The 26,527-nt window shown below is 69.4% G+C and carries 22 protein-coding genes and 1 pseudogene; 10 read left to right on the forward strand and 13 right to left on the reverse strand.

What is annotated here, in order from left to right:
- Window positions 1-16 precede the first annotated feature (16 nt).
- Complete coding sequence (locus ACFV3E_RS35515; RefSeq protein WP_500538917.1) at window positions 17-481, forward strand: SRPBCC family protein; 465 nt, start codon at window positions 17-19, stop codon at window positions 479-481.
- 249 nt (window positions 482-730) lie between these two features.
- Here the strand turns inward: ACFV3E_RS35515 and ACFV3E_RS35520 are convergent, their stop codons facing one another.
- A complete protein-coding gene (locus tag ACFV3E_RS35520; protein WP_500538919.1) occupies window positions 731-1,294 on the reverse strand; it encodes a DUF6185 family protein in 564 nt (187 codons plus the stop codon).
- Window positions 1,295-1,334: 40 nt separating this feature from the next.
- Here ACFV3E_RS35520 and ACFV3E_RS35525 point away from each other — a divergent pair.
- A protein-coding gene (locus ACFV3E_RS35525; protein WP_500538921.1) for an IS3 family transposase occupies window positions 1,335-2,536 on the forward strand; the annotation gives its coding sequence in 2 pieces (ribosomal slippage) (window positions 1,335-1,620 and window positions 1,620-2,536; 1,203 coding nt in all).
- A 123-nt stretch (window positions 2,537-2,659) separates the two neighbouring features.
- Here ACFV3E_RS35525 and ACFV3E_RS35530 read toward each other — a convergent pair.
- On the reverse strand, window positions 2,660-3,457 hold the full coding sequence (locus ACFV3E_RS35530) for a polysaccharide deacetylase family protein (RefSeq protein WP_500538924.1): 798 nt from the start codon (window positions 3,455-3,457) through the stop codon (window positions 2,660-2,662).
- Complete coding sequence (locus ACFV3E_RS35535; RefSeq protein WP_500538926.1) at window positions 3,454-4,791, reverse strand: glycosyltransferase; 1,338 nt, start codon at window positions 4,789-4,791, stop codon at window positions 3,454-3,456. Before ACFV3E_RS35535 ends, ACFV3E_RS35530 begins: the two co-directional genes overlap by 4 nt.
- A gap of 246 nt (window positions 4,792-5,037) precedes the next feature.
- Here ACFV3E_RS35535 and ACFV3E_RS35540 point away from each other — a divergent pair, with 246 nt between their 5' ends.
- Entirely contained in the window at window positions 5,038-5,442 is a 405-nt protein-coding gene (locus ACFV3E_RS35540; RefSeq protein ID WP_500538928.1) for a BlaI/MecI/CopY family transcriptional regulator, read from the forward strand.
- 369 nt (window positions 5,443-5,811) lie between these two features.
- On the opposite strand, the gene ACFV3E_RS35545 is transcribed toward ACFV3E_RS35540, so the two are convergent.
- Window positions 5,812-8,031 (reverse strand): FG-GAP repeat domain-containing protein, encoded by a 2,220-nt coding sequence (locus tag ACFV3E_RS35545; protein ID WP_500538930.1) that lies wholly within the window; start codon window positions 8,029-8,031, stop codon window positions 5,812-5,814.
- A gap of 337 nt (window positions 8,032-8,368) precedes the next feature.
- Here ACFV3E_RS35545 and ACFV3E_RS35550 point away from each other — a divergent pair, with 337 nt between their 5' ends.
- Window positions 8,369-10,345 (forward strand): hypothetical protein, encoded by a 1,977-nt coding sequence (locus tag ACFV3E_RS35550; protein ID WP_500538932.1) that lies wholly within the window; start codon window positions 8,369-8,371, stop codon window positions 10,343-10,345.
- A gap of 174 nt (window positions 10,346-10,519) precedes the next feature.
- Here ACFV3E_RS35550 and ACFV3E_RS35555 read toward each other — a convergent pair whose 3' ends face one another.
- Window positions 10,520-13,204, reverse strand: coding sequence for a TIGR03767 family metallophosphoesterase (locus ACFV3E_RS35555; RefSeq protein ID WP_500538934.1), 2,685 nt, complete (start codon window positions 13,202-13,204; stop codon window positions 10,520-10,522).
- 121 nt (window positions 13,205-13,325) lie between these two features.
- Entirely contained in the window at window positions 13,326-13,754 is a 429-nt protein-coding gene (gene tnpA, locus ACFV3E_RS35560) for an IS200/IS605 family transposase (protein ID WP_500538936.1), read from the reverse strand.
- Between the two features lie 48 nt (window positions 13,755-13,802).
- Here tnpA and ACFV3E_RS35565 point away from each other — a divergent pair, with 48 nt between their 5' ends.
- Window positions 13,803-15,017 (forward strand): RNA-guided endonuclease InsQ/TnpB family protein, encoded by a 1,215-nt coding sequence (locus ACFV3E_RS35565; RefSeq protein ID WP_500538938.1) that lies wholly within the window; start codon window positions 13,803-13,805, stop codon window positions 15,015-15,017.
- Between the two features lie 16 nt (window positions 15,018-15,033).
- Here the strand turns inward: ACFV3E_RS35565 and ACFV3E_RS35570 are convergent, their stop codons facing one another.
- Window positions 15,034-15,180 carry a hypothetical protein gene (locus ACFV3E_RS35570; RefSeq protein ID WP_500538940.1) on the reverse strand — a complete coding sequence of 49 codons (147 nt, stop codon included), beginning with the start codon at window positions 15,178-15,180 and terminating at the stop codon, window positions 15,034-15,036.
- 310 nt (window positions 15,181-15,490) lie between these two features.
- Between ACFV3E_RS35570 and ACFV3E_RS35575 the strand changes: the two genes are divergently transcribed.
- From ACFV3E_RS35575 to ACFV3E_RS35585, 3 genes are all read left to right on the forward strand, one after another.
- Complete coding sequence (locus ACFV3E_RS35575; RefSeq protein ID WP_500538941.1) at window positions 15,491-16,984, forward strand: FAD-dependent monooxygenase; 1,494 nt, start codon at window positions 15,491-15,493, stop codon at window positions 16,982-16,984.
- A 108-nt stretch (window positions 16,985-17,092) separates the two neighbouring features.
- Entirely contained in the window at window positions 17,093-17,713 is a 621-nt protein-coding gene (locus ACFV3E_RS35580) for a hypothetical protein (protein ID WP_500538943.1), read from the forward strand.
- Between the two features lie 532 nt (window positions 17,714-18,245).
- Window positions 18,246-18,491, forward strand: a complete 246-nt coding sequence (locus ACFV3E_RS35585) for a hypothetical protein (RefSeq protein ID WP_500538945.1) — start codon at window positions 18,246-18,248, stop codon at window positions 18,489-18,491.
- Window positions 18,492-19,611: 1,120 nt separating this feature from the next.
- Here the strand turns inward: ACFV3E_RS35585 and ACFV3E_RS35590 are convergent.
- The 4 genes from ACFV3E_RS35590 to pdxR form a co-directional block, all read right to left on the reverse strand.
- Window positions 19,612-19,893 carry a hypothetical protein gene (locus ACFV3E_RS35590; protein WP_500538947.1) on the reverse strand — a complete coding sequence of 94 codons (282 nt, stop codon included), beginning with the start codon at window positions 19,891-19,893 and terminating at the stop codon, window positions 19,612-19,614.
- Entirely contained in the window at window positions 19,890-20,261 is a 372-nt protein-coding gene (locus tag ACFV3E_RS35595; RefSeq protein ID WP_500538949.1) for a DUF6247 family protein, read from the reverse strand. Before ACFV3E_RS35595 ends, ACFV3E_RS35590 begins: the two co-directional genes overlap by 4 nt.
- Window positions 20,258-20,530 (reverse strand): hypothetical protein, encoded by a 273-nt coding sequence (locus tag ACFV3E_RS35600; RefSeq protein WP_500538951.1) that lies wholly within the window; start codon window positions 20,528-20,530, stop codon window positions 20,258-20,260. Before ACFV3E_RS35600 ends, ACFV3E_RS35595 begins: the two co-directional genes overlap by 4 nt.
- Window positions 20,531-21,219: 689 nt before the next feature.
- Window positions 21,220-22,788, reverse strand: a complete 1,569-nt coding sequence (gene pdxR / locus ACFV3E_RS35605) for a MocR-like pyridoxine biosynthesis transcription factor PdxR (protein ID WP_500538953.1) — start codon at window positions 22,786-22,788, stop codon at window positions 21,220-21,222.
- 21 nt (window positions 22,789-22,809) lie between these two features.
- On the opposite strand from pdxR, the gene ACFV3E_RS35610 reads away from it, so the two are divergent.
- Together ACFV3E_RS35610 and ACFV3E_RS35615 are read left to right on the forward strand one after the other, a co-directional pair.
- The gene (locus ACFV3E_RS35610; protein WP_500538955.1) at window positions 22,810-23,736 is read left to right on the forward strand and encodes an EamA family transporter; all 927 of its coding nucleotides are present in this window, start codon (window positions 22,810-22,812) and stop codon (window positions 23,734-23,736) included.
- A gap of 1,217 nt (window positions 23,737-24,953) precedes the next feature.
- Window positions 24,954-25,107 (forward strand): annotated as a pseudogene (locus ACFV3E_RS35615) (Fpg/Nei family DNA glycosylase); the annotation flags it as partial.
- A 16-nt stretch (window positions 25,108-25,123) separates the two neighbouring features.
- Here ACFV3E_RS35615 and ACFV3E_RS35620 read toward each other — a convergent pair.
- Both ACFV3E_RS35620 and ACFV3E_RS35625 read right to left on the reverse strand, forming a co-directional pair.
- Window positions 25,124-25,555 carry a hypothetical protein gene (locus ACFV3E_RS35620; protein ID WP_500538957.1) on the reverse strand — a complete coding sequence of 144 codons (432 nt, stop codon included), beginning with the start codon at window positions 25,553-25,555 and terminating at the stop codon, window positions 25,124-25,126.
- Window positions 25,556-25,567: 12 nt separating this feature from the next.
- The gene (locus tag ACFV3E_RS35625) at window positions 25,568-26,014 is read right to left on the reverse strand and encodes a peptidoglycan-binding domain-containing protein (protein ID WP_500538959.1); all 447 of its coding nucleotides are present in this window, start codon (window positions 26,012-26,014) and stop codon (window positions 25,568-25,570) included.
- Window positions 26,015-26,527 lie beyond the last annotated feature (513 nt).

Below are 26,527 nucleotides of genomic sequence, written 5' to 3' on the forward strand. Positions count from 1 at the left end.
GTGTACCGTGCGGTACATGAAGCCTGTCACCGTGTCGATCGACGTACCGCAGACGCCCGAGCAGGTCTACGACTTCCTCGATGTCATCGCTCACCACGAGCGATTCACCAACCACTACCTGACCAACTGGCGCTACAGCGGCCCCGGCCGCGGCATCGGATCTTGCGCCACGGTCACCGCCGCACTGGGCGGCACGAAGACCGACGTCACCATCGAGGTGGTCGAGGCAGAGCCGCCGCGGCGCATCGTCGAACGGAACGTCAGTGCGGCCGGCCGACGTCTGGCACACGGCACTTACACCATCGAACCTACGCGAACCGGCGGGAGCCACGTGGAGTTCACCTACGCCTGGACCCGCACCCCGCTCGCCGACCGCCTGCTCGCACCTGTCGTCCGGGCCACCATACGACGCGCCAACCGCACGGTGATGCAACGCCTGGCCGGCGAATTGGCTGGCTACGCCGCAACTGCCGGCTCCTGAGGGCGGCATGGCTTGCCGCCTGCTCCTGCTGCTGTTTCGCAGCAAGCACTTCACCCGCGTCGGCGGAGCCGTGCCAGACAGCGGGCAGTACGCCGCGACCATGGCCGGCGACCGTGACCTGAAGTTCCGGGGATACGAGGTGTTCCGGTTCGGCCACGACGAACTGCGCGCCGGCCACCGCGCCCGCCTGGTGCGGCCGGGGAGGTGCAGCGTGGAGGAAGGTGCCGCGCAACGCTCTGCGGTGACGGGTTACCAGCTTTGCTCGACGGCGGCTGGCTTTGACGCCTTACCCACTTTTCGTGGTACGGCGAATACGTCCATCCTGCCGCATGCTGCTGCGTCACTTGCTGATGTTGTCGGGGCCGGGGGCCAGGGAGGGCTCGGCGAAGAACTGCCAGATTTGATCATCGCGATGACCTGTGCTGCGAGGTAGGCGACTTGAAGGGACAAGTAGCGCATCTGATAGATCGACAGAAGCAGCCCTACACGACTCTGCCAGTAGCGCCGTTCGCCCCGGAAAGTATCGACCTCCATGACAATGCCGGTGACGGTGAGGACGAGCAGCATGGCCAACACAGACGGGGACAGATTCGCGGTGCTCTCCTGGGTGAGCCACGATAGTGAGGCATTCAGGCCGACAGGCAGCGCATAGGCCAGTGTGAGCGGGATGGCTTTGACCGGGCCACGCCGCCCAGGCAGCACCCTGCACAGCGCACCGAGGATGAAGCCGGCTCCTACCCACATGATCAGCCAGTAGGCGATGGTGAAGGCGACAGAGAAGAAGACAGGGGCTTGACCCCTGATCTTGGACACACGAGACACTGGATCCTGAGGATCTGAGAACGGACATCTCGTGGTCATGAAGAACTGTCCGCCCCAGTTCAAGGCGGACGCGGTCGCGCTGTACCAGTCGCGGCCCGAGGCGACGATCCGGCAGGTCGCCGCCGATCTGGGGATCAACCCCGAGACCATGCGGAACTCGGTTCGGGCAGCTGGAGCGAGCCGGCCCCGGGGACGCCGGGCGGAAGTGCCCGCCGAACCGCCGACGCCGCTGGAGGCGGAGAACGTCGCTTTGCGCAAGAAAGTCCGCGAGTTGGAGGAGGAACGCGAGATCCTGCGGAAGGCGGCAAAGTATTTCGCCGGGGAGACGCGCTGGTGAACCGCTTCCAGTTCGTTGCCGACCACCAGCGCCGCTACGGCGTGAAGCGGCTGTGCACACTCCTCGGCATCGCCCGCTCCAGCTATTACTACTGGCGCGCGACGGCTGCGGACCGAGCTGCCCGGCACGCGGACGGTGCCCGCCTCGCCGCCCGGATCCGGGCCGTGCACCACGAGTCCGACGGCACCTACGGCGTCCCCAGGATCACCGCCGAGCTCCGCGAGGAGGACGATCGGATCAACCACAAGCGCATCGCGCGGGTGATGAGGAGCATCGATCTCGCGGGAGTGCGGCTGCGCCGCAGGCACCGCACCACGATTGCGGACCCGGCCGCGGTCAAGGCCCTGGACCTGATCGGCCGCGACTTCACCGCAACGGACCCGAACAGAAGATACGTCGGCGACATCACTTACCTCCCGCTGGAAGGCGGCAAGTTCCTCTACCTTGCCACCGTCATCGACCTCGCCTCACGCCGCCTGGCGGGCTGGGCGGTCGCGGATCACATGCGCACCGAGCTGGTCATCAACGCTCTGGCCGCCGCCGACCACACCCGCGGCAGTCTTGCCGGAGCGATCATGCACACCGACCACGGGGCCCAATACACCAGCCGGGCCTTCGCCGACGCCTGCCGCGAGGCCGGCGTCCGACAGTCCATGAGCGCAATCGGCAGCTGGGCGGACAACGCGCTCGCTGGATCCTTCAATGCGACCTTCAAACGCGAGACGCTACAGGGCCGAAAGAGCTGGCCCACCGCGCGCGAAGCCCGCCTTGATGCGTTCCGCTGGCTTCACCGCCACAACACCCGACGCCGTCACTCCCGCCTCGGACACCGCAGCCCGATCGCCTACGAGGCAGCGTCCCGAACAACGTCAACTACGCTGCCAGCAGCCGCATAGCCCGTGTCCAGGATTCGGGGTCAAGGCCCGTGAACGCGTCGCTCATCGGTTACCCCTTCGGTCGGCGATCCGGCGAGTGCGGGGGCCGCACACACCATGATCATCTACAGGCATGTAGAAGTTCTACTTCGCTGTAGACGATCCGGTCGGCCGGCCAGGCGTGTCACCCACCGGACCGCGGACCAGTGGCCGCCTCCCGGTCCAGTGGTCACGCAGCGGCCCGACCGTGAGACCACGCTCCTGACAGGTGTCGAGGATGCGCGGCAGGGCACCGAGCGCGGAGCGCCAGGCGCCGGGGGCGGAGGTGCAGTCGGAATCATGGAGCAGGATCGTTCCGCCTCCGCGCAGGTCGGCGGTGACCGTACGGTGGACGGACCGCGGTGTGGCACGCGCCCGCCAGTCCTCACCCCAGCAGGTCCACAGCATCGGCGTGAGCCCCAGGCGGCGCGCAGCCAGATGTGCGGCAGTGGTCATCACCCCATACGGAGGCCGGAACAGCCGGGGCTGCCGGCCGGTGAGGTCAGCGACAAGATCACGAGTGCGGGCCAGCTCGTCGTAGGTGGCCCGAGGCCCGCGCAACAGCAGGGGGCGGTGATGCCACCCGTGGATGGCGATCTCGTGCCCGGTCAAGGCGATGTCGCGGACCAGCCCGGGGGAGCGGCGTGCCTCCGCGCCCAGGAGGAAGAACGTGGCGTGCACCCGGCGGGCGGCGAGCAGGCGCAAGAAGAACGGCGTGGACAGCGGGTCGGGGCCGTCATCGAAGGTCAGGGCCACATGGTCGCTCCGGCCCTGCCCGGACAGGCGGGGCATGACGCGGTTGCGCAGCGGCCCGAAGGTGGCGACGACGGGCGCCGCATGGGCGGCCGCGAGAGCGGGCAGCGCCACGAGAGCAGTGGCGCGCAGGAGTCGGGCAGCGGTCATGGCTGGGTTCCCTCGAAGGTCGGCGCGGGTGTGAAGTCGTCGGGGTCGAGCCGCTGGTCGATGGCACGCAGCAGGCCGGGATAGTCGTGCGAGGTAGCCGCCATGCCCAGGCCGACACCTCCCGCCCACAGTGCGCACGCCACAACGACGGTGGCGGCAAGCCGCTGAAAGGCCAGACGCGGACGGGTCGACCGAGGAGTACGCGCGAGCGGCCCCGCTGTGCGTGCGATCTCAACGCTGACAGCCGTCGCGCGGCCAGGCGCCGCGGCGGCCTTGACGCCGTTGAAAGCCCGCAGGACGACGGCCGCCGGACCGGTGTCCGGCCCGGCGGCGAACAGGGCCAGCCCCGCAGCACGTTGCCGCAGTCCGCGAGGGCCGTGGATAAGGTCGGCAAGGTCAGGGGCGAGATCGTCGGGCTTGCGAATCCAGGCAGCCAGACCCGCCTCATCCAAAGCAGCGGCATTGGTCAGGCCGTGGCCAGGTATGCAGCGATAACTGGCGACAGGCAGCCCGCAGGCGAACGCCTCCAGCGACGTGAGACCACCCGCGTTCTGCACCAGAACATCTGCGGCGTGCATGAGTGCCGGCATGTCGTCGGTCCACCCGAAGACATGCCCGACACCATCCGTCCGCAGCCGCTCAGCCAGAGCACCGTTGTGGCCGCAGACAACAACCGGGAGCGCAGCACCGCTGGCACGAATCTCCGCAGCGACCTGCCGGACCGGGCCCACACCCCAGGAACCGGCCACCAGCAACGCCAGCGGAGCGCCTGCCGGCAGCCCCAGCCGGGCACGCGCCACCTGCCGCTCCAGCGACCCACCTGGAACAAACCGCGGATCGGTCACCGGCCCGCACACCCGCACGTCGGACGCACCAAGAGCCTGCGCCTGCGCGGCGGGAACAGCGTGCGCCGCCAGATGAATGTCCACCCCAGGCGCCACCCACAGAGGATGCACCGAGAAGTCGGTCAGGTAGGTGAGGACGGGCACGGTCAGCCGGCCGTCGAGACGCAGGGCGCCAAGGACGCGACTGGCACCCGGATAGGTCGACACGACCACGCGCGTGTCGGCAGCCAACGCTCCCAGCACCGGCCGCTCGGCGGCACGCAGCAGAACACGGGCCGACGCGCTGGTGCCGCCCGCCTCCTCGGTGCTGCTGTAGATCCGCTGATAGGCCCACGGAGCATGGACCAGAAGCCGGTGATAGCCGGCGCTGAGCCTCCGGCCGAACCGCCCCGGCAGCAGGTCGAGCAGGTCGAAGCGGTCCACAGCAGCGCCGCTGACAGCGATGCGCCGGGCCAGTTCGGCGGCAGCGCCGTCGTGGCCTGCTCCCATGCTGGCGGAGATGATCGCGACTCTGCCTGGTGGCGCCGGCCACCCTGATCCTGGAGCGGCGTCCGCCGTGCTCGGGTCAACCGTTTCGCCGACGTGCGACATGGGTGTTCCTCCGTGCGCTGATGGGAGCGGCGAAACTCTACAACATGTAGTAGTTGACGCTAGTCCTTCACACCCTCGCCCCGTACGGGCGGTAGTAGGTCCGGCGGTAGCCTGGAGGGCCGAGCCGTGAAAGGGGCGGACGCAGTGCCCGACAAGCGCGACGAGACTGGTGCGACACGCCGTCGTGCACGCGGAGAGCTCGAGCGCGACGTCCTCGCGGTGCTCTGGGCTACTGATGGGCCTATGGCGGCAGGTCGGGTGCAGGAACGGCTACCAGGAGACCTGGCCTACACCACCGTCCTCACCATCCTGGTCCGGCTGCACGAAAAGGGCGTGTTGCACCGCCACCGTCAGGGGCGCGGCTACGTCTACGAAGCCGTCCGCGACGAGGCGTCCCATACCGCGCAGCGCATGCGGACCCTGCTCGATGCAGGATCGGACCGGGAGGCTGTGCTTGCCCGCTTCGTCTCGGAACTGTCCCGGGAGGACGAACGGATGCTGCAGCGACTGCTCGCGCACAATGAGGCGCATGGCGATACGACTTCCTGAGGTCCTGTTGCGGGGCGGTCACTCCAGCCGGATCGGTGTTGCACTGGGGAGGTTGCCTTTCGCGACGTGGTCATCGTCGGCCACTTCGTCCATGCGGTATGCCTTCGGTTGGCGGGCCCCAAAGGTGGAGCCTCCCCCTACAAGACGTAGTAGCTGTGCGAGAGGTTCCCTTTCAGCCTCTACGCCTATGGCACGGCCAGGCCACAGATGAAGTCTTCCTCCCTGGGTCAGGGCCAGGCCAAGCGTGCGTTAGCGTGAGCGTGACGCACTGCAACTACGCCTCGGGGAACTCGCTGACCGCCCGACGGCACCCTGTGTATTGCGGTACCTTGCCGCGTCGGGTTCCCGTTTGACGTGAAACCCTCATACCTACGTCCCGGCCACGGCCTGCGCGTCCGGGCTCGACGGGTCCGGTGTGTGCGCCGGAGCCGATGCCCATCGGTCGAAGCGGTCGGTAGGGGCGTTGGTGACGCGGAACGTGCCGTCGCCGTTGGAGAAGGCCACCGGCAGCGTGTACCACCACGGGGTGTGGGGGCCTCGGACGAGGGCGATGTCCGTGCGGCCGTCCCCGTCGAAGTCACCCGCCTGTGCCCTCACTCCGGATACGGAAGCCCAGCCGGCGAAGTCGACCGAGGACCCGTTGGTGACGCGGAACGTGCCGTCGCCGTTGGAGAAGGCCACCGGCACCGAACCCCAGCCGCTCCCGCCGACCAGCGCGATGTCCGACCGGCCGTCGTGGTTGAAGTCGCCGCCGACGACCTGCGCCCCGGGTATCTGCGCCCAGCCGGCGAAGCCGTCCACGGACCCGTTGGTGACGCGGAACGTGCCGTCGCCGTTGGAGAAGGCCACCGGCACCGAACCCCAGCCGCTCCCGCCGATCAGCGCGATGTCCGACCGGCCGTCCCCGTCGAAGTCGCCCACCCGTGCCTTCACCCCGGGCAGGGACGCCCATCCGGCGAAGTCGCCGACGCCGGACTTCGCGGCTCGGAACGTCCCGTCGCCGCTGGAGAAGGCCACCGGCAGGGTGTTCCATCCCTCCGCGCCCAACGCGGCGAGGTCGGCACGGCCGTCGCCGTCGAAGTCTCCGCTGTAGGTCCGGGCCCCTGGGGCGGCCGCAAGACGGGGGAAGTCGCCGGCCGCGGAGATGCCCTGGGAGAAGCGGCCGTCGCCCTGAGAGGATGCCACAGGCAGGCCCTGCCACGCGTCCGAGGCGCTGAGTGCCATGTCGGTGCGGCCGTCGCCGTCGAAGTCGCCGCTGGAGACGGTCGCGGTCGCGGTGCTCGAAGAGACGCCCTGACCTGGGTTGACGAACACCCCGCCGGGATGGCCGACGTCGCACAGACCGTCGCTGTCGACGTCGCCGAGCGACACGTCCGCGAGCCGGGTGGACGACTGGTTGAGATAACTCCAACGCCCCCCGAGCGAGCTGGACTGGTACCACCAGGTGATGCCGGTGGCGATGAAGGCGTCGTTGACGCCGTCGCCGTCGAAGTCGCAGTACTTGCGCTGGCCGCCGGTGTAGGAGTCCAGGGTGTTGGCGGACTGGTGCAGCCCGGTCTCGGTCTGGTCCAGCGCCGCGTGAATGGGAAGGATCGAACCCACCCACAGGCTCGAATGCTGGAAGACGTTGTGCGACACCGTCATGCCGACGCTGGGGGTACCGCGCAGTTTGACACCCGTTCCATTGGTATACCAAACGGTGTTGTACTCCACGTCCATGTACTCGCCCGCTGAGCCGCACTCGTAACTGCAGGACGAGTCGTTGCCGTGCATGTCGATCTCATGGGTGTGCCAGACGTGGGAGTTGTCCCCGCCGCCACCCCAGATCAGGTTGCGGTACGCCAGGTAGCCGTCGCCAGCCGAACCGTCGCCGGTGATCGCGTGCCGGTTGTAGTCGAACACGTTCCGCTCGACCAGGGAGTAGGCGCCATGACTCATCACCACGCCGTAGCCCGCGCCGTGTCCGCAGCAGATGGCGCCTGTGGGGTGCTGGTTGTGGTGGATGTAGTTGTCGTGCACCCACACGGTCTGGGCGTTCTGCAGGCTGATGCGGTTCTGGCCGTCCAGGACGCTCACCGCCGCTCCGCGCCAGTGGTCGATCTCGCTGTGGTCGATCTCCACGCTCAGGCTCGAATTCACGCGGATTCCGTCGGAGTCGCTCGTGTCGACCGCCGAGTAGGGGTCGTCGCTCTCCCCACCCTGCAGTCGGATGCCGCTGATCCGCACGTTGTCGCTGTGCGTGCCGTCCCCGTCGTTCCCGACCATCAGGAGGATGCGCGGAAAGGACGTCGTGAACAGCCGCGGCCCCCGTGGGCGCTGTGACCGGTCACCCAGGATCTGCACACCCGAGGCGACCGGCAGGTACTCCCGCCCCGTCAGGTCCAGGTCCACGTTCCCGGCGATCCGTACCACCGCGTCCGGTGTGCCGATCGCCTGCACGAACAGATCCTGTTGGCTGTTGGAGGTGATGGAGAAGGCCGGCGCCGCGGCGGGGGCGGCGGACGCCGCCGGACCTCCACCGAGCAGAAGCCCGAACGCGAGCGCCACGGCGCCGCCCAGGGCGGAGCGCCGATGCCCGAAAAAGCCCACGACTGAGTCCCCTTCGAAGGAGTGGACGATTGGTTGTGCCACTGCCCGATGGGCGTTCCAGTCCGTGCCATCGTGTGCCCTGCCGTGCCATCGCGTTCCCCCGCCGGCCCAGGCCCCGGCCCCGGCTCACGCCGGGCACGGCCCCGGTCCCCGCCGGGCACGGACCTCATGCGGCGTCAGCTGCCGTACGGCCTGCGGCTGTTCCCCCGTCCCGGCCTCTGCGATAGCCTTACTCGCCGTCCTCCGCCTGTGGCAAGGCCACCGATCACGACCGACACGGCGGTCCGGCCGGCTTTCCCCTGGCGTTGTCGAGTGCACCCAGGAGAGAAATTCAGCCGTGAACAATGTCGATGCGCCCGTGCGGGACGCGCCGGGTCCGGCCGGGCCGGAGGCGAGACGGTCCGCGGAACTTCAGACGCTGCTCGACGAGGGCACTCGTGCCGTCGTCGACGACGGCGATCTGCGCGCCGGCCGGGACCGGTTCGAACGGGCCTTTCGGATCGCCGAGTCGGCCGGGGACGCCCGGGCGATGGCGGTGGCCGCCCTTGGCTTCGGGGGCCTGTGGGTGCACGAGCACCGCACGGTGGCGGGCTCGGTGCTCCTGGAATCGCAGATACGCCGGGCTCTGGAAGTCCTGGACCCCGAGTCCTCGCTGGCCCTGCGGCTGCGGATCCGGCTCGCCGGGGAGGGAGACTACCGCCGCAGCGACCACACGGCCGTACTGGCGCTGCTCGAACAGGCGAGGTCGCGGCCCGGTCCGATGGCGCGTGCGGAGGCCCTGAGCCTGACCCATCACTGCCTGATCGGCCCGGAGCACGGCGCATTGCGCAGGGAACTGGCCGCCGGACTGGTCGCGGAGAGCTTCCGCACCTCCCGCCGCAGCGATCTGCTGATGGGCCTGCTGTGGCAGACGGTCGACATGTTCCTGGACGGCGACCCGCACGCGGAACGCTGCCTGGCCGAACTGCGCGGGCTGCTGGCCGAACAGGACCACCTCGCGGTGGGCTTCGTCGTGAACGCGATGAACGTCATGCTGGCCGTCCGCGCGGGCCGCCTCGACGAGGCCGAGGAGCTGGCCCGGGTCTGCACCGAGCGCGGCACCGCCGCAGGAGACGTCAACGCCACGGTCTGGCAGGCCGCTCAGCTCGTGACCATCCGCTGGTACCAGGGCCGGGTGGTGGAACTGGTGCCACTGCTCAGCGAAGTCGTCAACTCTCCCACGCTCAGCGCCGTGGACGATCACGCCCTGGCCGCGCTCGCGGTGGCCGCGGTGACGGCCGGGGACCGGCGCAAGGCGGTCAGCGCGCTGGCCACCCTGTGCGGTCGCGACCTCGGCGACCTGCCTCGGTCGAGCAGTTGGATGGTGACGATGCACGGTGTCGCGGAGGCCGCCTATCTCCTCGACGACACCGCGACGGCGGAGCGGGTCTACGAACTGCTGAGCCCGTACGGACACCTGCCCATGGTGGGCAGTCTCGCCGTCGCCTGCTTCGGCTCGGCCCAGCACGCCCTGGGGGTCGCCGCACTGACCACGGGAGACGTCGACCGGGCCGTGACCCATCTGCGGGACGCGGTACGGCAGAACCTCGCCCTGGCGCACTGGCCTGCCGTCACGGCGTCCCGGGACCGGCTCGCGACGGCGCTCGTGCGGGCCGGCCGGCAGGCGGATGCCGACGCCGTCCGGCAGGAGATGGCCGTGGTCGCGGAAGAGGCCGCGGCGGCACCGGCGGAGAACAACGGACACGGCGGCGCGGGTCCGCACGGCGAGGACGGACATCGGCCGCCCACGGCGTTCTGCACCCGGCTGGGCCGCAAGTGGCGGATCGGATTCGGCGAGCGCAGCGTGCTGGTCGACCACAGTGTGGGGATGTTCCACCTGGTGGTGCTGATCGCCAATCCGCGCCAGGAGATCCGGACCGTCGACCTGGTGGCCGGGCTGACCTCGTTCAACGAGGCCACAGAGCACCCGGCCCTGTCCGGACAGCCGGTACTGGACCGGGTGGCGACGCAGGAGTACCGCAACCGCCTGGCCCGGCTGCGCACTGAACTGGACGAGCTCAAGGCGGCCGACGACCATGAGCGGGTCGCCGTCGCCCGGGCAGAGCACGACTGGCTGATGAGCCAGCTGGCGGGCGCCACCGGCCTGAGCGGACGCGTCCGCCGCTTCCCCGAGGGCGAGGAACGCTCCCGGGTCGCGGTGAGCAAGGCCGTCCGCCGGGCACTGGAGCGGATCGCGGCGGCCGACCCCGTGATCGGCGAACACCTGCGGCATGCTGTGCACACCGGGGTCCGCTGCTCGTACTGGCCCGATTGAGGCATGTGCGCCGGGGGTCCGCCGGCAGTCCCGTTCCGGGTGAGGCGCGGCCTGACCTGCTCACCGTTTGCGGACGCGTCCCAGGAAGCGTGCAGGCGCCGGCCCCGCGGCTGGTCGGGACCGGCACCTGTGTTCAGGTGGAGGAGCGGGCCGGGTCGGGTGCCGCCGGGCCTGTCACAGCCCGGTGAGGGTGTGGGTGGAACGCAGCTGGAACTGACAGGACTCCCAGGGCGACCAGGTCGTGCTGTTGGGGTCGCTCTGCTTGCAGCGGTACAGCGTTCCCGTGTCATCGATGGCGAACATCTCGATCCGCCCGGGGCCGCTGCGTTCGGCGCAGACGTGACGCATCCGGAGCGTGGTGGCCCCGGCCTGTGTCGGGACCAGGGCCCAGGGGTGCCACGTTCCGCTGCCGGGTGCGGTCTCGAACCGGTGGAAGAGCTGCCCGTCGGGGTTGGTGCCGAGGATCACCAGGCGTCCGTCGAGGTTGCGGGCCATGTCGACGGAGTCGAGGATGCCGTCGAGCGGCAGCACCCCGCCCCACTCGCTCTCCGTCTGGGCGTTGGCGACGTTCATCTTGCGCTGGATGAGAAGGCCGTCCTCTTTGATGGCGACCAGCACGGCGCGTCCGTCGGCCCCGGTCTCGACGGCGAGCTGGATCGCGGTGCCGCCGAGCTGGGTCCAGGGAGTGAACCAGCCGTTCGACGCGGTGTCGTCGTTGAGGAAGTCCTGCCAGCGGTGGCGGATGGTGTTGTCACCACGCGTCACGTAGACCTGCATGCCGCCCCACTGGTCCTGGACGGCGGTCGCCGAGGTGAAAACGGCGTCGAACTGCTGGGGGGCTGTGTAGGTGCTGCTGCCCGCACTGGTTTGTGCCCGGCGGTTGACGGAGCCGTTCTGGTCGATGGCGAAGATCTCGACCCGGCCGTCCTGGTGGCTGCCGGCGGTGACGGACTGCCATCCCGGTCCGCCGGCGAGCTTCGTCCACGGCTGCAGGTCGCCGGCGGCGGTCCCCTGGCTGGTGTTCCAGAGGTTGCCCTGGGCATCCGTGCCGAACAGTTCCAGCCGTCCGTCCTTGTTGCGGGCCGCGGCGATCGGGGAGCCGAGCGGGTGCGGGGCGTGCAGCGGGAAGGGGGCCGGCAGGAGCAGCTGGGTGTTGCGGTCCTGGCTGACACCCATGCGTCTGGTGATGCCGCGGCTCACCTCCTGCGGGTCGTTGGTGGCCAGCTCCCTCGCCAGGGAGGCCAGCTGTGCGGGGGTGCTCGTGTCGCCCCCGAAGGACAGGGGTGCGGCGGGGTCGACCATGGTCGTGAAGATCGAGATGGTGGCGGGCCCGGCGGCCGAGCCGAATTCCCCCGCGTTCTGCGCGTCGGGGCTGGCCATGATCTCGATGATGCGGCTCTGGATCGGCCAGTCGATGTGGGAGGCGGTGGAGATCTCCCAGAAGCCGCCGGAGATCGGACTGGAGGCCGGCGTCGGATGGGGGACGATCTTGTTGGCGTGGGTGTGCCCGTTGACCATGGCGATGACGTTCGGGTAGCGCAGCAGCAGAGCCTTCAGTTCGTCGCCGGTGTGCCGGTCGCCGAAGATGCCGCCGAAGATGCCGTCGTCGAGGTTGTCCATGGTGCCCAGCGTGTGGTGGCAGAACAGGACGTACATCTTGTCCTGCACACCGCTCTGCGTGACGATGCGGTTGTTCGTGCCGATGTAGCGTGAGCTGTTGGCCCTGAGCTGCTGTTCCAGCCAATTGAGCTGGTCGGTGTCGATCGAGCCGCCCGCGGCGCCGGAGCCGAAGCCGTCGGTGTTGGTGTTGGTGTTGGTGGAGTCGAGGGTGATGTAGCGGATCAGGTCGCCGGAGCCGGACGGGATCGCGTAGTAGGCCTTGTCGATCCCGACGCCCTGGAATCCGTGACCGACCGGCAGGCCGGCGGTGTTGAAGTGGTCCTGGATGAAGGCCTTGCGGGACAGCAGCCGCCGGTCGGGGTCCGCGACGACCCGAGTGCCCTCCAGTTCCCAGGCGACCATCAGCTTGCCGAAGGTGCCCAGGTCGCCGTAGTCGTCCGGCAGCTCCGCGGAGGTGCCGGTGGTCTTGGACGAGCCGACCGTCATGCCCTTTACGTCGACGAGGTTGTTGTCGATGGGTTCGTTGCCCTGCCACAGGCCGTCGTGGTTGCCGTACGCCGCGTACCAGGGCATGCCGAGGCCGTGGGAGACGAACGGCCGGCGCGCCGCTCCGACCACGCCGCTCGCGTCCAGCAGTCCCGGGACGTACGGGAATCCGAGGCCGGAGGTGCCGGTGTACTGGTTGCCCGGCACCTGCTGCGGAGGTAGGGACGGGTAGTAGTAGTGGTTGTCCCCGGCGCCGCCGCTGGTCAGGGCACCGCTGGAGAAGCTCTGGTCCAGGCCGATGCGGCCGGAGTCCGGCACGATGGTCCGGCCGCCGTCGAGCGGGTCGATGTACCAGCGGTTCTCGTTGTGCTGGCAGTTGTCGATCGCGTCGCCGGTGACGATGGTGAACTGCAGCGGCTTCTTGCTCCGCGGGCCCTTGCCCACGCCGGCGACGGCCTGGCACATCGCGTCGACGACCTGCGTCGACAGGAACTCGTGGCCCCGGTAGGCCGAGTCGGTGGGATACGAGGCGTAGTGCGGGGCGCCGGCGTCGGCATAGCGGTCCATGAACTCAAGGCGGGCCGGCGACTGGTCGTCCACGATGTGCAGGTCCGTCATCTGCGCGAACGCGGCCAGTGCCATCGTCGGGGGGCCGAAGTGCGACCAGAGGTCCGTGCGGATGGTGTGCAGCTCCCCGGGCCCGGCGACCAGCCCCTGGTATCCCGCGCCCTGCGCGTAACTCGCCCGCTGCACCGTCCGGTCCCATCCCTCTTCTTCGGAGGGAATCGCCGCCTTCAGGCGGGGAGGGAATCCCCTGAGCCCTGCGGCGCGGAGCGCCGCAGCAGTTTCGGAGCGCTCCGCCAGTGGTCCGCGTTCAGTCGGGCCGTTTCTGGTTGTCGATGTAGTCCTTGACCTCCTGGAGGGGCGCTCCACCGCATGAGCCGGCGAAGTAGGAGCCGGACCAGAAGCGGCCGTGCATGATCGCTTGGTTGGCATGGCCGGTGTACTCCTGCCGCAGGCGGCGCGAGGAGACGCCTTTGAGGGAGTTGACCAGGTGGGAAAGTGCGACCTTCGGCGGGTAGTGCACCAACAGGTGCACGTGATCCTCTTCGCCGTTGAACTCGATCAGGTCGGCCTCGAAGTCCTGGCACACCTTTCGCATGATGTCTTCGCAGCGCGTCAGCATGGCGTCGTTGAAGACGGTCCGCCGGTATTTGGTGACGAACACCAAGTGCGCGTGCAGGTGGTAGACGACGTGACGGCCGCGTCGCACATGGGGGTTTGGCTCCCAGCGTGGTGACATAAGCCAATGTTAGACTCGAGGTCGACTCGCACCGAAGGGGGTGGGCTGATGATCCGTGCGTACAAGTTCCTCATGCGGCCCACCGTCCGTCAGGACCAGGCCCTCTCCGAGATGCTGCGGGATCACTGCTCGCTCTACAACGGCGCGTTACAAGAACGCCGCGACGCCTACCGACACGTGTCGAAGACGAGCGTCACGTACGGAATGCAGTCCGCGCAGCTCAAGGACATCCGGGCATTCGACGCGGAGTGTCAGGGCCGCTGGTCGTTCTCCTCGCAGCAGGCCACCCTGCGCCGGCTGGACAAGGCGTTCGCCGCGTTCTTCCGCCGCATCAAGGCCGGCCAGGCGCCCGGATACCCCCGCTTTCGAGGGGTGCACTGGTTCGATACGGTCGACTTCCCCAAGGACGGGGACGGCTGCCGCTGGGACAGTACGCCGCACGAACCGCTCACCCGCGTCCGCTTCCAAGGTGTCGGGCACGTCAAGGTGCATCAGCACCGGCCGGTGGTCGGCAAGGTCAAGACCGTCAGCGTCAAGCGCGAGGGCCGAAGGTGGTTCGTCGTGCTGACCGCCGAACAGGACCAGCCCGAGCCGCTGCCCGCGACGGGCAGTGTGGTCGGCATCGACCTGGGCATAGCCAACTTCCTCGCCGACTCGGGCGGCGGATTCGTCCCCAACCCGCGCCACGGCCGTACCAACGCAGCGAAGCTCCAAGCCGCGCAGCAGGCCCTGGCGAAGTTCCCGCGTGTACGCCGGGACAAGCGCACGGCCAACCACCGCCGCGCGGTGGAGAAGGTCGCCAAGCTGCACGGCAGGGTGTTCCGCCAGCGGCTGGACCACGCACACAAGACCGCCCTCACGCTGGTCGGTGAGCACGACTTCATCGCGCACGAAGATCTCAAGATCCGCAACATGGTCCGCGCCGCCAGGCCCAAGCCCGACCCCGACAAGCCGGGCGCGTTCCTGCCCAACGGCGCGGTGGCGAAGACCGCACTCAACCGCTCGATCAACGATGCCGGATGGGGGGTGTTCCTGACGATCCTGCACGCCAAGGCTGAAAGCGCCGGACGGGAAGTGATCGCCGTGGACCCCCGTAACACCTCGCGCCAGTGCCCGCAATGCGGACATACCAGCGCGGAGAACCGGCCCACACAGGAGAAGTTCCACTGTGTCTCGTGCGGCCACACCGCGCACGCTGACACGGTGGGCGCCCTGAACGTTCTACGGGCCGGGCTGGTCCGTCGCGAAGCCCAACCGGCATAGCGAGAAGCCACCCCGTTCACGGGGTGGAGGAGTCACGTCTCCCAGGAGAGGTCGAACTCGTCTCCTCCTCCTCCTCCGGCGTTCCATTCCGTTCCGCCCGGTTCCACAGGCCCTCGGCGTGGGCGTCCGGCAGCGCGGCGATCGTGGGCAGCAGGGGTGCCACGGTCAGCTCGGGCGAGTTGAGAGGCCGACGACGCAGGCGGTGAGCCTGGCGTCACGGCCACTCGGAGTTCGGCACGCCGGCGAGCGACCGCGACGGTGCGGATGCGGGCCGGTTTTCCGGCCGGCCATCGGTCCGGGCGCGGACTGCGAACTCCCTATCGTCCTCAACTCTGCTCTGGAGCACCGGGGTTGACGTCCGTGTCGGTGGTGCTCGGCGGCCAGGTCTCTGTTACTGTCCCCCGGCGACAGGCCACTTGGGGGCTCGGGTCGACCGGCCGCGCCCGCGGGAATACTCGTAGGCGGAGGAAAGCATGGGAGAGGTCGTTGTTGTCGGTGCGGGTCCTACCGGCCTGTGGCTGGCGGCCGAACTGCGCCTGACGGGCGTCGATGTGACGGTTGTCGAGAGGCGCGAGGAGCGCTTTCCCCACTCCAAAGGGTTCACCATCCATCCGCGCACCATGGAGATATGGGCTTCGCGAGGGATTGACGATCTTTTCCTCGACGAGGGCACGAAGATCCCGAACTCGCACTTCGGCCTCCTTGACCGTCGCATTGACTTCAGCACACTGGACACCCCCTTCCCCCACATACTGGTGCTGGGTCAGCCGAGGGTCGAGGAACTGCTCGAGCAGTACGCCCTGGGTCTGGGCGTGGACATCAGGCGCGGGCATGCCTGTGCCGGCCTGACCCAGGATGCCGATTCCGTGGTGGCGCGGGTGGAGACCGTGACAGGGCGGTACATGCTGGAGGCCGACTACCTGGTCGGGTGCGACGGCGCCGCGAGCGAGGTCCGCAAGGCCGTAGGCATCGCCTTCCCGGGGACCGAGTCCACCGCGTATGCATGGGTCGCCGACGTCACTCTCGACGATCCTCCGGGGGTTCCGTACTTTCAGCGCAACAGCGGCGCGGGCCAGGCGCTCATCGTGCCCATGGGAGGCGGTGTGCACCGTGTCGGCGGGGTCAATGCCGGCGCCGGCGACGACGGGAACTGGACGGAGCGTGCCGGGACCGAGGAACTTCGTGTCCGGCTGGCAGCCATAGCGGGCACGGACTTCGGACTGCGCGATCCCATCTGGGTGTCAAGGACGGGCTCGGCCAACCGGCTTGCGGAGCGGTACCGGTGCGGACGCGTTCTGCTGGCCGGGGACGCAGCCCACCGTATTTTCCCCGCCGGCGGTATGGGATTGAACGTCGGCCTGCAGGACGCGTGGAACCTGGGGTGGAAGCTTGCGGCCGCTGTCCGGGGCTGGGCGCCCGACGGTCTGCTGGACAGCTACCACGACGAGCGGCATGCCGCCGGTGCCGCACTGATGGAACTCGTCCGCGCGCAGACCGCGCTGATGACCGACTTCACGCCGGAACAACTGGCCTTGCGTGCGGTGCTGAACCGCGCCGTAACCGAGGTGCCGTCGTTCTCCTTGTCGTTGGCGAACGCAGTGTCCGGGCTCGCCGTCGCCTATGCGCCGACCTTTGGCGACGCTCATCCGCTGGTCGGCCACCGGGCTCCGGACATCCGGCTTGCCGACGGCCGGGGGCTCTTCTCGGTTCTTGCCCCCGATCGGTACGTCCTGCTCATGGCCTCGAAAGCGGACGCGGAGGCCGCGGCCTTCCTCACGCGAGCCGCGCCCGCGCCCCACCTGCTGACCGTGGTGGCGGACGAAGCCGGTGGCGGCCGCCCGCAGTGGAACGGGTTCCGCGCCGTGCTGATCCGCCCCGATGGCCATGTCGCCTGGGCGTCGCAGATACGCGATGGCGCAGCGCTCACGGCGGCCGCGGCAGACGCGGTCGCCGCCCTCCGCCGGTGACCTCGGGGCGGCCGGTCCTGGCAGCGTCGGCTCAAGCGGGGCGGGGGCCGGGTGGTCGAGGGGTTCGGGGGAGAGTCGTTCGCCGCCTCGGCGGGTCAGGTAGTTGTCGTGGAGGGACTCCAGCAGGTTTTGGGAGAGGGGGCGGGTGAGTCCGGCGCGGCGGGAGTCGACTGCGGCGGCGATCAGGGCTGCGGCGCGTGGGTGGCCGGCGTCCCAGGCGTTCTCCCAGGCATTGAAGAGTTCCGGGCCGGCAGCCAGGTATTCGGCCAGGCCGTATTCATTTACGTGGTCGAGTGCGTCGGCGATGCGCTGGTCCCAGGCGCGGGTGCGGGCCCGGTCCCGTTCGGCGGTTGTCAGGGCCCGCCGAAGCCGCAACTGGGTTGCCTGTTCAAGGACGTATCGGGCTTCGGTCACGCCTGTAGCGTCGGGGTGCGTGGGGTCGGTGTAGCGGGCCATCTCAACAGAGCGGATGGTGGCGAGCACGACGCGGTGGTGGCCGTCCCCGCTGACGAGACGAGCGATATCGGTGCGGGTCAGGCCGTCGGTACCGAGAAATCGCTCGGCGTTGTCCAGCCACAGCACGCAGCGTGGCAGCCGCACGGCGCGCTCGATGGCATCGGGCAGCACCGACTTGCCTTCCGGGGCGATGAGAGTGTGATCGGCGAGCGCAGCCCGCATCGCCTCGTAGGCGGCCCGGGTCTTCCCGGCCATCGACTCCCCGACGAGTAGGACGAAGCCGCCGGCGGCGAGCAGCTCGACCAGCCGGTCGTGAATGTCGCGCGGCACATACGGTGGCAGGCGCTCACCTGTGCCCGCCGGATCCGCCGGCCGGGCCGCGCCGCCGTGAGGATCGGCGTGCCGCGCCGGGTGCACCCGCAGCTCCAGCACCGGGTCCGTGATATCCCCGACCCTCCGCAGCACGGAATCCCTGGCCGGCGCACGCCGGGTCTCCTCGTCCCGTTCTTGGGAGCGGCGGTACCTGTCCGTCAGGCTCGGCATCAACACCCCACCGACAGCAGCCACCACGACGCCCAAGCCGAGCAGCCACCACAGCTTGATTCCCGTGGCGGCGAGCACCGCAGGCACCGCGACCGCCAGAGCAGCGGTGACCGCGGCCACCATGCGTGGCCGTATCCGTGTATGGCTCGACGATGCCATGATGCACCCCCCGGCCCGTATTGTTCCGTCGCACCGGACTGAGTAAGCCGTGTTCGCTCCATGTCTTCACTGCGGTCCTGGAGCAGCGGCCTCCATTCCGTGGGTGGCGCAGCGCCCGTGGCGTTTGCTCACCGAGGTCCTCCAGCGGGATGCCGAGGACCGCGGAGGCGGCTTCTTCGACGTCGAGCCGGTCGCCGCGGTGGACTTCGGGACCAGCAGCTCCTCGGCGACCGTGTACCCGGGACATCTGTTCAATGGGGTCCCGGAGGACGTGAGCCGGGTGGCCAGGGTGCTGGCGGCCCTGCGGGAGCTGGCGGCCGCCCTCGACAGGAGCACACCATCGTCATAGGCGTTGTCGGGGAGTGCAGGGCCGGTAAGCCAACTCTGATCAACGCCTTGCTCGGCGGGGCCGAACCGGCATCGCTGTGCACCGCCTCGCTCCAGCTCCTGGACTTCCCTGGCGTGTGCAGTGCCATGTGGGCGAGCGGCGTGCCTTCGCATGATCCGGTCGCAACCCGGCGGGTCCTGGTGCGGGAACTGTGCTGGGCCCGCCGAGACGCTGGTCTGACGCAGCGGGAGACGGGCGAGGCTGCTTCGGCACTCGCATCCGAGACGGCAGAGTCATCTCCAACTGTGGGAATACGTGGACACGCGCACACCAAGCGGCTTCTACGAAGGTGGTTTCGACGGGCCTCCTGTCGTGAAGCCCGCCACGTGGGGGAGGGGACCCGCGTGCCCGACGGTGAAACTCCAAGACGCACAAGACGGCGATTGGCCAGGCAGCGCACCAGCCCCGAAGAAGGCTGCTGATGGGCCGCTATAAACGCACCGATGGTGTGGGTTTGCGGGCGGCGGTCGGGTGAGTCCGCGCTGACGGGGGTTCATGAGCGGTGAGGTTCAGGTGACGTCAGCGTCGTAAGCGCGGGTGACTGGTTCGATGCCCTCGGCCTGTCGGCGGGTGGAGAACGGAGTTTCCCTGACGGTTGGCCGTTGTGGAGTGCCGAACTCGCTGAAAATTAGGAGACTTTGCCGCATTTCAGGAGAGGGGTGCGTGCTCTCGACGGCCAGGCTTTGGGCCTGTGTTTTATTGCCTGGCGTGGCTGAATGCCTTCCGGTAGCTCTTGGAGGAGGAGGCTGGTCAGGACGATTCCGAGGGCGGCCCCTTCTCGCTGCTACGGCCATCGACGCAGCTCAAGCATGCCAGTGGCGGTGTCCGGTAGGGGGTTGGCCGGTAGCGGCTTTTGGGCCCTCTGCTTGAGGGGGCTGATGCATTTACCAGGGCAGACATGAAAGGGCTGTCCAGTGGCTGTTTCCCGCGTCTGCGGGGATGGTCCCTGCCGGGGGCCGGCTGTACGGGGCTGGGCGGCTGCTTCCCGCGCTGGTGAGGATGTTCCTGTCTCTGGTGGCGGCATGGGTTTCGCGGCCGGCTGTTTTCTTTTCCCGTGAGGATGCGACCTGGCCTGTTGCTTCTATTGGTCGGTGTAGGGGGGGATGATGCGGACGACGGCGATGAGTTGCAAGCGGGGCAGGGGCAGGGCGTAGAACCACCCGTCCGCGAGCAGGGGGATGCGGCGCAGTCCGCCGGGGACGCCCTTGCGGGGGCCATCGCCGATGTCGGTGACGTCGACACCCACATCGGCCAGGACGACGAGTTCGCCGGCCAGGCGCTCGACCTCGGCCACGACCCGCGTGGGCAGGCCGTTGATGACATGCTCGGCGTCCGGGTCGTACTCCCAGCGCCAGCCGCTCAAGACTGACCGCTGTGGGACAGCCCAGCCTCGGTGGCGGCCTTGTCGAGGATCCACCCGATTTCGGCGGCGACCATCCTGGCCTCGTCCGGGTCCTCGACGACCGCGGCCCGGGCTTCGAGGTGCCGGAGCCGGGCGGCCTGTTCCGGATGGCGTTCAATGGCGACCTGCAGTGCCCACTGGCCGAGGAACCGCCGCATGGGGGCGGAGCTGACCTCGGTCCGCGCCTGGGTCATGGCCGCGGCCCGCTCGGCATCGAAGGTGGGCACTGCCTCCGGCGCGATCCGGGAGAGAGCGGCTCGCAGTTCCTCGGCCGTAGTCGAAGGCTGCGGCACGCTCCGGCGCTCCGGGTGTTCGGATGCCGTGCTCATGCTGCGTCCTTTCCTTGACTGCCGAGGTTACGACGGTGGGCTGCAGCCAAGGTGGAGACGTGCTGACGCGACCAGCCCACACGGGCGGCCACCGCGGCCGGCCCTCCGCGTTCATAACGGGCGGCGATCCTGCCCGCTGCCTCACTCAGTGCCGCACGCGCCTGCTCGAGTGCCAGGGTGTACTCGTCGACAGCGCGGGCGAGACGGTCCAGCTCGTCCGTTTCCTCGACATCCAGTATGACGCGGGTCACGCGCGGTGAGGTCACCATGGAACGATCCTGCCCCACCTATAACGCAAACGCAATCGCGCTTGACATTTCCTGGAGGGCTGGATTCGCATTGCCGTGGACCGGCTACGCCTGGGCAGGCCTTACTGATCGTTTCAGAATGAGGTGCGGAGTCGTCCGAGGCAGATGATGGTGCAGGCGAGTTCCACGAGGCCTTGGTGGAGGTCATTCGCGCTGGTGCTCGCCCCACCACGGCAGGATCGATGGCAGGTCGCTGAGCCCGCGCTCCGGCCACTTCGGCATCGGCGACTGGCCGTCGTCCCCGTCCCAGCGGCGTGCCTATTGGTCTGTGAGGCTGCCCCCGCCTCGGCGGGGCGTGCGGCGGAGGCTGGCGCGGCGGCGTGACGGCTGTCTGTCCTCCCTGTGGTCCTGGCGGCCGGGGGCGGGCGGGGCGCCGGGCATACCGCCTGGTCCTGACCAGCAAGGGGGAACCCCATGCCCAAGTTCATCACCGGCTGGAAGGTGCTCGAAGCCGAGGCCGTGAACTGTAGCGATGGCGGCTGAAATTCGTGGATCGGCCTGATGGGAGGGGGCGTGGCATCTGCGTTGCCCATCGACTTCGTACCCAAGCCGACGGGTACGGGGCCGACAGCTTGACGCCAAGACCGGTTATGCAGGCTCGCCGCGTCTCAGGGCCGACTGACCGTCGTGATCCATATGTTGCACAGGTGTCAGGGAAGGAGCCCGCGCAGGGCGGCACCAATGGTGGCGATGCCCTGCTCGATGTCGTGGGCGGGTCCCGCCGCGTAGCCGAGTACCAGGCCGGGCGGTCCGGGGCCGATGCGGTGCCAGGAGAGCGGATGTACCTTCACACCTCGGTCGAGGGCCGCCGCGGCGAGGGCGCCGTCGCACAGGCCGCGGTCGTGGGTGCCGTCGGGCGGGTAGCCGAAGGTGACCATGAGGTGCAGGCCGGCGGCTGCCCCGTGCACGTGGGCACCAGGAAGGTGCTCCTCGATGGCCTTCAGCATCACGTCCCGGCGCCGGCGGTGGCGCCCCCGGACATGGCGCAGATGCCGCTCCAGCTCGCCGGAGTCCATCAGCCGGGCGAGGACCAGCTGAGTGAGGACGCCGTTGCCCAGGTCGGCGTACCGCTTGGCCGTTACGACGGCGTCCAGCCGGTCCGGCGGTACGAGGAGCCATCCGATGCGGAGTGCGGGCGCGAGCAGTTTGGAGACGCTGCCCGCGTAGCAGACCCCCTCGGGCATCAACGAGCGCAGCGCCGGCACCGGCGGCCGGTCGTAGCGGTGCTCGGCGTCGTAGTCGTCCTCGATCACCACCCCGCCCTCCGCGGCCCAGCCCAGCAGCTCTCGGCGGCGTTCCCCGTCGAGGACGACACCGGTCGGGAACTGGTGGGCCGGGGTGAGTAGCACCGCCTGGGCGCCACTGGCACGCAGCGCACCGACGTCGAGGCCACCGGCGTCCACACGGATGGGCACGATCGAGTGGCCTCCGTACTCCAACTGCTGGCGTGCCCCGAGGGATCCGGGGTCCTCGACGGCGACACGGCGGATGCCGTCCGCCAGGAGAAGCCGCGCGAGCAGGCTCAGAGCCTGTGCCACACCCGCGACCACCACGACCTCGTCGGGGTCGGCGCGGATGCCACGGTTGCGCGCCAGCCAGCCCACGACCGCTCGGCGCAGGGCGGGCGCGCCCCTGGGATCGCCGTAGCCGAAGTCGGCCGGGGTGACCTCCGCGAGGACGGCACGCTCGGCGCGCAGCCACCCGGCGCGCGGGAAGGCGGCGAGGTCGGGGACACCCGGTGACAGGTCGATCCGGCAGGGCGTGGCCCGCAGCATGTCGACGACGCCATCGCGGTCGCCCGAAGTGAAGATCGCGGCCCCGGATCCGGCTCCGGTCCGCGGCATGTCGTGTGTGCGTCCTTGCGGAGCGGCGGGAGCCGCCACGACCACCGTCCCGAGTCGGCCGCGACCGGCGATCTGTCCCGACTCGGCGAGCCGCCGGTAGGCCTCGGTGACCACGCCCCTGGTGACGTGCAGCTCCTCCGCCAGGACCCGGCTGGCCGGCAGCCTCGCTCCGACATGCAGCCGGCCGTCGGCGATGGCGGACCGCAGCTGGTCGGTGAGCCAGGCGGTGCGCCCGCCTGCGGGTACCTGGCCGATCTCCAGCTGCAGGAAGTCCGAGCCCAGTGACGTACCGCGGTCCGGCACCTTGTCCGCTGGATCCTCCGTGCGTTTGGACCCCTCTACCGACGCCTTTGTGGACCTGTCCATGGCGTCCATTGTGCGGGCAGCGTGAGCGGTATGCACACACCTTCCGTTCCCCTCGCCCCGCTCGTGCCCGGCATGCTGGGGATGGCGCTGGTCGGCAGCAGCGTCACCGTTTCGCGCACCCTCGTGGACGCCCCGCTGTTCACCCCGCAGGCGGTTCGCTATGCGATCGCCACGGTGATCCTGCTGGTCGTCGCCCGGCTCGCCGGCACACGGCTGGTGTGGCCACGAGGGCGGGAGTGGTTGTGGCTCGCGGGGATCGCTGTCACCGGTCTGCTGCTGTTCAACGTGGCCGTGATCCGGGGCGTCGAGCATGCCGAGCCCGCGGCGGTCGCCGTCGCGGTCGCCTGCGTACCGGTGGTCCTCGCGGTGGTGGGCCCGGCGCTGGAACGGCGCCGGCCCAGCCGCCGGCTCCTGTTGGCGGCCCCGGTGGTCGTGACCGGAGCGGTACTGGTGGAGGGAACGGGTCGCACCGACGCTGTCGGGGTGGCTTGGGCGGCGCTGGCCCTGGCCTGCGAGGCCGCCTTCACCCTTCTCGCGGTACCGGTCCTGCGGCGGCACTCCCCGTGGGGGGTGTCCGTGCACGCGATGTGGATGGCCGCTGCGCTACTGGCCGTTCTCGCCGCGGCCTCCGAAAACTCCTCGGCCATGCAGGAGTTGTCCGGTATCGAGTGGGCCGCCATCGGCTATCTGGCGTTGATGGTGACGGCGGTCGCCTTCGTCCTGTGGTACTCCACGGTCCGCGCCGTCGGATCGGGGCGGGCCGGACTGCTCACCGGCATCGCGCCGCTCGCCGCGGCGGCCGTCGGCGGCATCTCCGGCAGCGGCATTCCCAGCCCGCTGGTATGGCTGGGTATCACCGTGCTGATCCTCGGGTTGGTGCTGGGTCTGCGCCAGCATCACACCCCTGCCGCGGAGGTCGTTCGAGCGGACCCGCCCACCTCCGCACGCTCCAGGTAGCGGCTGCGAACAGCCTGTCGGGAGCACCTTGCAGACATCACGCTCGTCGAAGGAGAACACCTACGGCCACGGTGGTGGGTCTTGTCGGGGTACGCGGGCGGTGTGCTGTTCGCGGGAGCGCAGGGTTCGTTCGGTGGCGCCTGTCGTCGCCGCTGACGTTCGCATCCTGCTCATCCGACCAGGGCGGGCGCCGGCGTCCCAGCACGGTACTTGAATCGCGTCGATGACTTTCCGGCGATCACGCCAACGCTACGCCGCCGAGGGGCTCGGTCCCGTCTCAACGGCTCAGTCCGCGCCCATCGGGTATCAGTCGACGACGCAGGTCAACGAGCGATTCGATGATCTGGAGGGAATGGTCTAGAAGAGCGGCCAGTCTGAGCCCGGAGGTGGGGTGGGAGAGATCCGGTTGCCGTTTCGCATGTGGAGGGGCCAGCGCTCGTCGATGACCTCAGCGGTCTGCTTGCACGCCTCACATGCGCTCGGCCAGTGGGGCATCCACAGGTACGGTGAGGGGGTGAGGTCCTGGTGGGCCAGACCGCACAGTGTCGCACCGAGGCCGTCGGGGGAGTATGCGTACGCGACGTCATACGCGTGGGCGACGTCTTCTGGGAGCTGCGGGGATTCCGCCCGTTCCCAGGGTCGGTAGCCGTACTGCGGTCGCGAGACCTCGCGCGGGTCGTGTCCGAATTCCGTCCAGGCGTAGCACCAGGGGCAGAACCAGCGTTCCCTCACTGCCGGGCTCCACCGCGTTGGTGGTTCGACCACCGGTATTCGTCGTACCTCGTGGCCGCAGACATCACAGATCACACCGCATTGTGCCGCACTGTCGACAGCCCGCGGAGCAGACCTTTGTGACCGGCCCGTTCGCTGCACGAGGCTGACGCTGGGTGTCGAAATAGCCTGCCGGGCGCTGCTGGCGTGACCTTGGCGGCCCACTTCACAGGTTCGAGGGTCGGGCACCGCGATGGTCCTCGCACCTTCGCGCCCGGGCGAGCCGCGGGCGGAGGGCGTTGCTTCCCGGTGCTGAGAGACCTGCCGACTCGCGTCAGACCAGCCCCGCGTCTGGCCCGACGCCCCCGCACCTTGCGCGCCAGCGCGCCCTGTCCGAGCGGGTTGTTGGCGTGCCGATGGTGCCGATCGACTGGCACGCGGTGGCCAGCCGGCCGACGGGTCGGCCGGGCGGGGGGGTGTGGGTGGGCACGGTCTGACCTGGCATGCCGGAGGCGATGGGCCGCCGGCCTCGCGTCGACGACCACGGCGGCGAGGTGTACGTCTATCGCCATGCCGTGCAATATCTGCGGCACCGAGGTCCGTACGGCCGAACTGGCCGCACGGAACCTCTTCTGGTTCCCGATCTGCCAGCGCCACTGAGCGGGCCGGTGCCGCGTCAGGTGCCGGGGCAGCGCTCCGTCCACTCGATCTTCACGCCGGTCACCGTGTAGCCGGGGTCGAAGATCCCCATCGTGTTGGGGTTTAGGCAGAGATAGCCCGTGACGCCTGAGCTGTCGACGGTGTAGCGCAGCCACACCCGGTCGTTGTCGCGGGTGTTGTAGACCCGGTCCGAGCCGCGGCTGCGGGAGCCGAGGGTCTGGTAGTAGGAGGTCACGTCCTGGAAGGCCGACGTCGGCGCACCGGCCCACCAGTCGTTCAGGGTGAGGTAGAAGCACACCCGCGGCCAGGCGCAGCCGTTGTAGGACTCGGCGGAGGCGGGTGAGGCGCCCAGGAGCACGGCTGCGAGCGAGGCAAGTGCGGCGCCGCCCGCGGTCAGCACCCTGGGCCAGCGGGACTCGCGCACGCGGCGGGGTGTGGCTGCCGTCATGGTCACGGCGCCCTACCAGCTCAGTTTCTTGCAGATGTTGGGGTCCTGGTCGCCCTCCCATTCGTCCTGCCGGTGCATCATCGCGTCCCGGGTCTGCGGGCCGTAGACGCCGTCTGCCGTGATGCGCTCGATCTGCTGGACGCGCTTGACAGCCGCCTTGGTCTTCGGGCCGTAGTTGCCGTCGACGGCGATGTTGAGGACGGCCTCGCCATAGCCGCGGTAGCACCAGGCGATCGAGTACTGCAGGTACCAGACCGCGGTGTTGCCGTTGTAGCCTTCCTGGAGATGACACTGCAGGCTGCCGGAGCCCGTGGCCGGTACGGAGAGGATGTTGCCGCTCCGTGTCACTCCGTAGCCCTTCGTGGTGCACGGGGCGCTTGCTTCGGCCGGACCCGTGGACGCGAGTAAGAAGCCCGCGGCGAGTCCGACGGCCGACAGGATGGGGACGATCTTCTTCATGCGGTTCCCCTCGTAGGTCGAGCGCCGCGGGCCGGGCAGGAACACTGCGGTCGAACAACTGCCCTATGGCTGCGGCGGCGACCGTATCCTCTCACCATGGGGACAAAGCGCGATAGGCCCTACTATCGGGCTTGAAATGCGCAGCTAGAGGGGGGCCCGCTCCCGCCGCCGAGCCGCCTACCCGGCGCGGACCGCCCGCCGCCGAGCACTCCGCACCGCCGTCCCCCACCCCGGGCGTTCGGTGGTGACCCGCCGCGCTGCCGCTACGACGCGACCTGCGTGACCGCCGTCGCGGCCGCGGGCATCACCGGTGCGGTGCGCCCGGACGCGGCCCAGGCCGCCGGGGGGCCGTGCCCGCGATGCCCGTTGCGCCGCGCCCGCGGCCGCGGGGCAGCACGGAAAAGCGCCGGGGGGGGGGGGGGGGGTTACACCCCCCCCCCCCCCCCGCCGTGTTATGTTTTAAGAAAAACCGCCGAATTGTGGTGGAGTTTGTTGGGGGGCGACGGAATGGAT

Origin of the sequence: Streptomyces sp. NPDC059718 (genome assembly GCF_042733315.1) — a bacterium.
Classification (GTDB): domain Bacteria; phylum Actinomycetota; class Actinomycetes; order Streptomycetales; family Streptomycetaceae; genus Actinacidiphila.

What these genes read in the sequence shown, in the direction of transcription:
- ACFV3E_RS35535 (WP_500538926.1), bottom strand. Translation starts at nt 4,791, where the DNA reads ATGGGAGCAGGCCACGACGGCGCTGCCGCCGAACTGGCCCGGCGCATC.
- ACFV3E_RS35595 (WP_500538949.1), bottom strand. Translation starts at nt 20,261, where the DNA reads ATGAGCACGGCATCCGAACACCCGGAGCGCCGGAGCGTGCCGCAGCCT.
- ACFV3E_RS35625 (WP_500538959.1), bottom strand. Translation starts at nt 26,014, where the DNA reads ATGAAGAAGATCGTCCCCATCCTGTCGGCCGTCGGACTCGCCGCGGGC.
- ACFV3E_RS35600 (WP_500538951.1), bottom strand. Translation starts at nt 20,530, where the DNA reads ATGGTGACCTCACCGCGCGTGACCCGCGTCATACTGGATGTCGAGGAA.
- ACFV3E_RS35530 (WP_500538924.1), bottom strand. Translation starts at nt 3,457, where the DNA reads ATGACCGCTGCCCGACTCCTGCGCGCCACTGCTCTCGTGGCGCTGCCC.
- ACFV3E_RS35565 (WP_500538938.1), top strand. Translation starts at nt 13,803, where the DNA reads ATGATCCGTGCGTACAAGTTCCTCATGCGGCCCACCGTCCGTCAGGAC.
- tnpA (WP_500538936.1), bottom strand. Translation starts at nt 13,754, where the DNA reads ATGTCACCACGCTGGGAGCCAAACCCCCATGTGCGACGCGGCCGTCAC.
- ACFV3E_RS35515 (WP_500538917.1), top strand. Translation starts at nt 17, where the DNA reads ATGAAGCCTGTCACCGTGTCGATCGACGTACCGCAGACGCCCGAGCAG.
- ACFV3E_RS35620 (WP_500538957.1), bottom strand. Translation starts at nt 25,555, where the DNA reads ATGACGGCAGCCACACCCCGCCGCGTGCGCGAGTCCCGCTGGCCCAGG.
- ACFV3E_RS35610 (WP_500538955.1), top strand. Translation starts at nt 22,810, where the DNA reads ATGCACACACCTTCCGTTCCCCTCGCCCCGCTCGTGCCCGGCATGCTG.
- ACFV3E_RS35575 (WP_500538941.1), top strand. Translation starts at nt 15,491, where the DNA reads ATGGGAGAGGTCGTTGTTGTCGGTGCGGGTCCTACCGGCCTGTGGCTG.
- pdxR (WP_500538953.1), bottom strand. Translation starts at nt 22,788, where the DNA reads ATGGACGCCATGGACAGGTCCACAAAGGCGTCGGTAGAGGGGTCCAAA.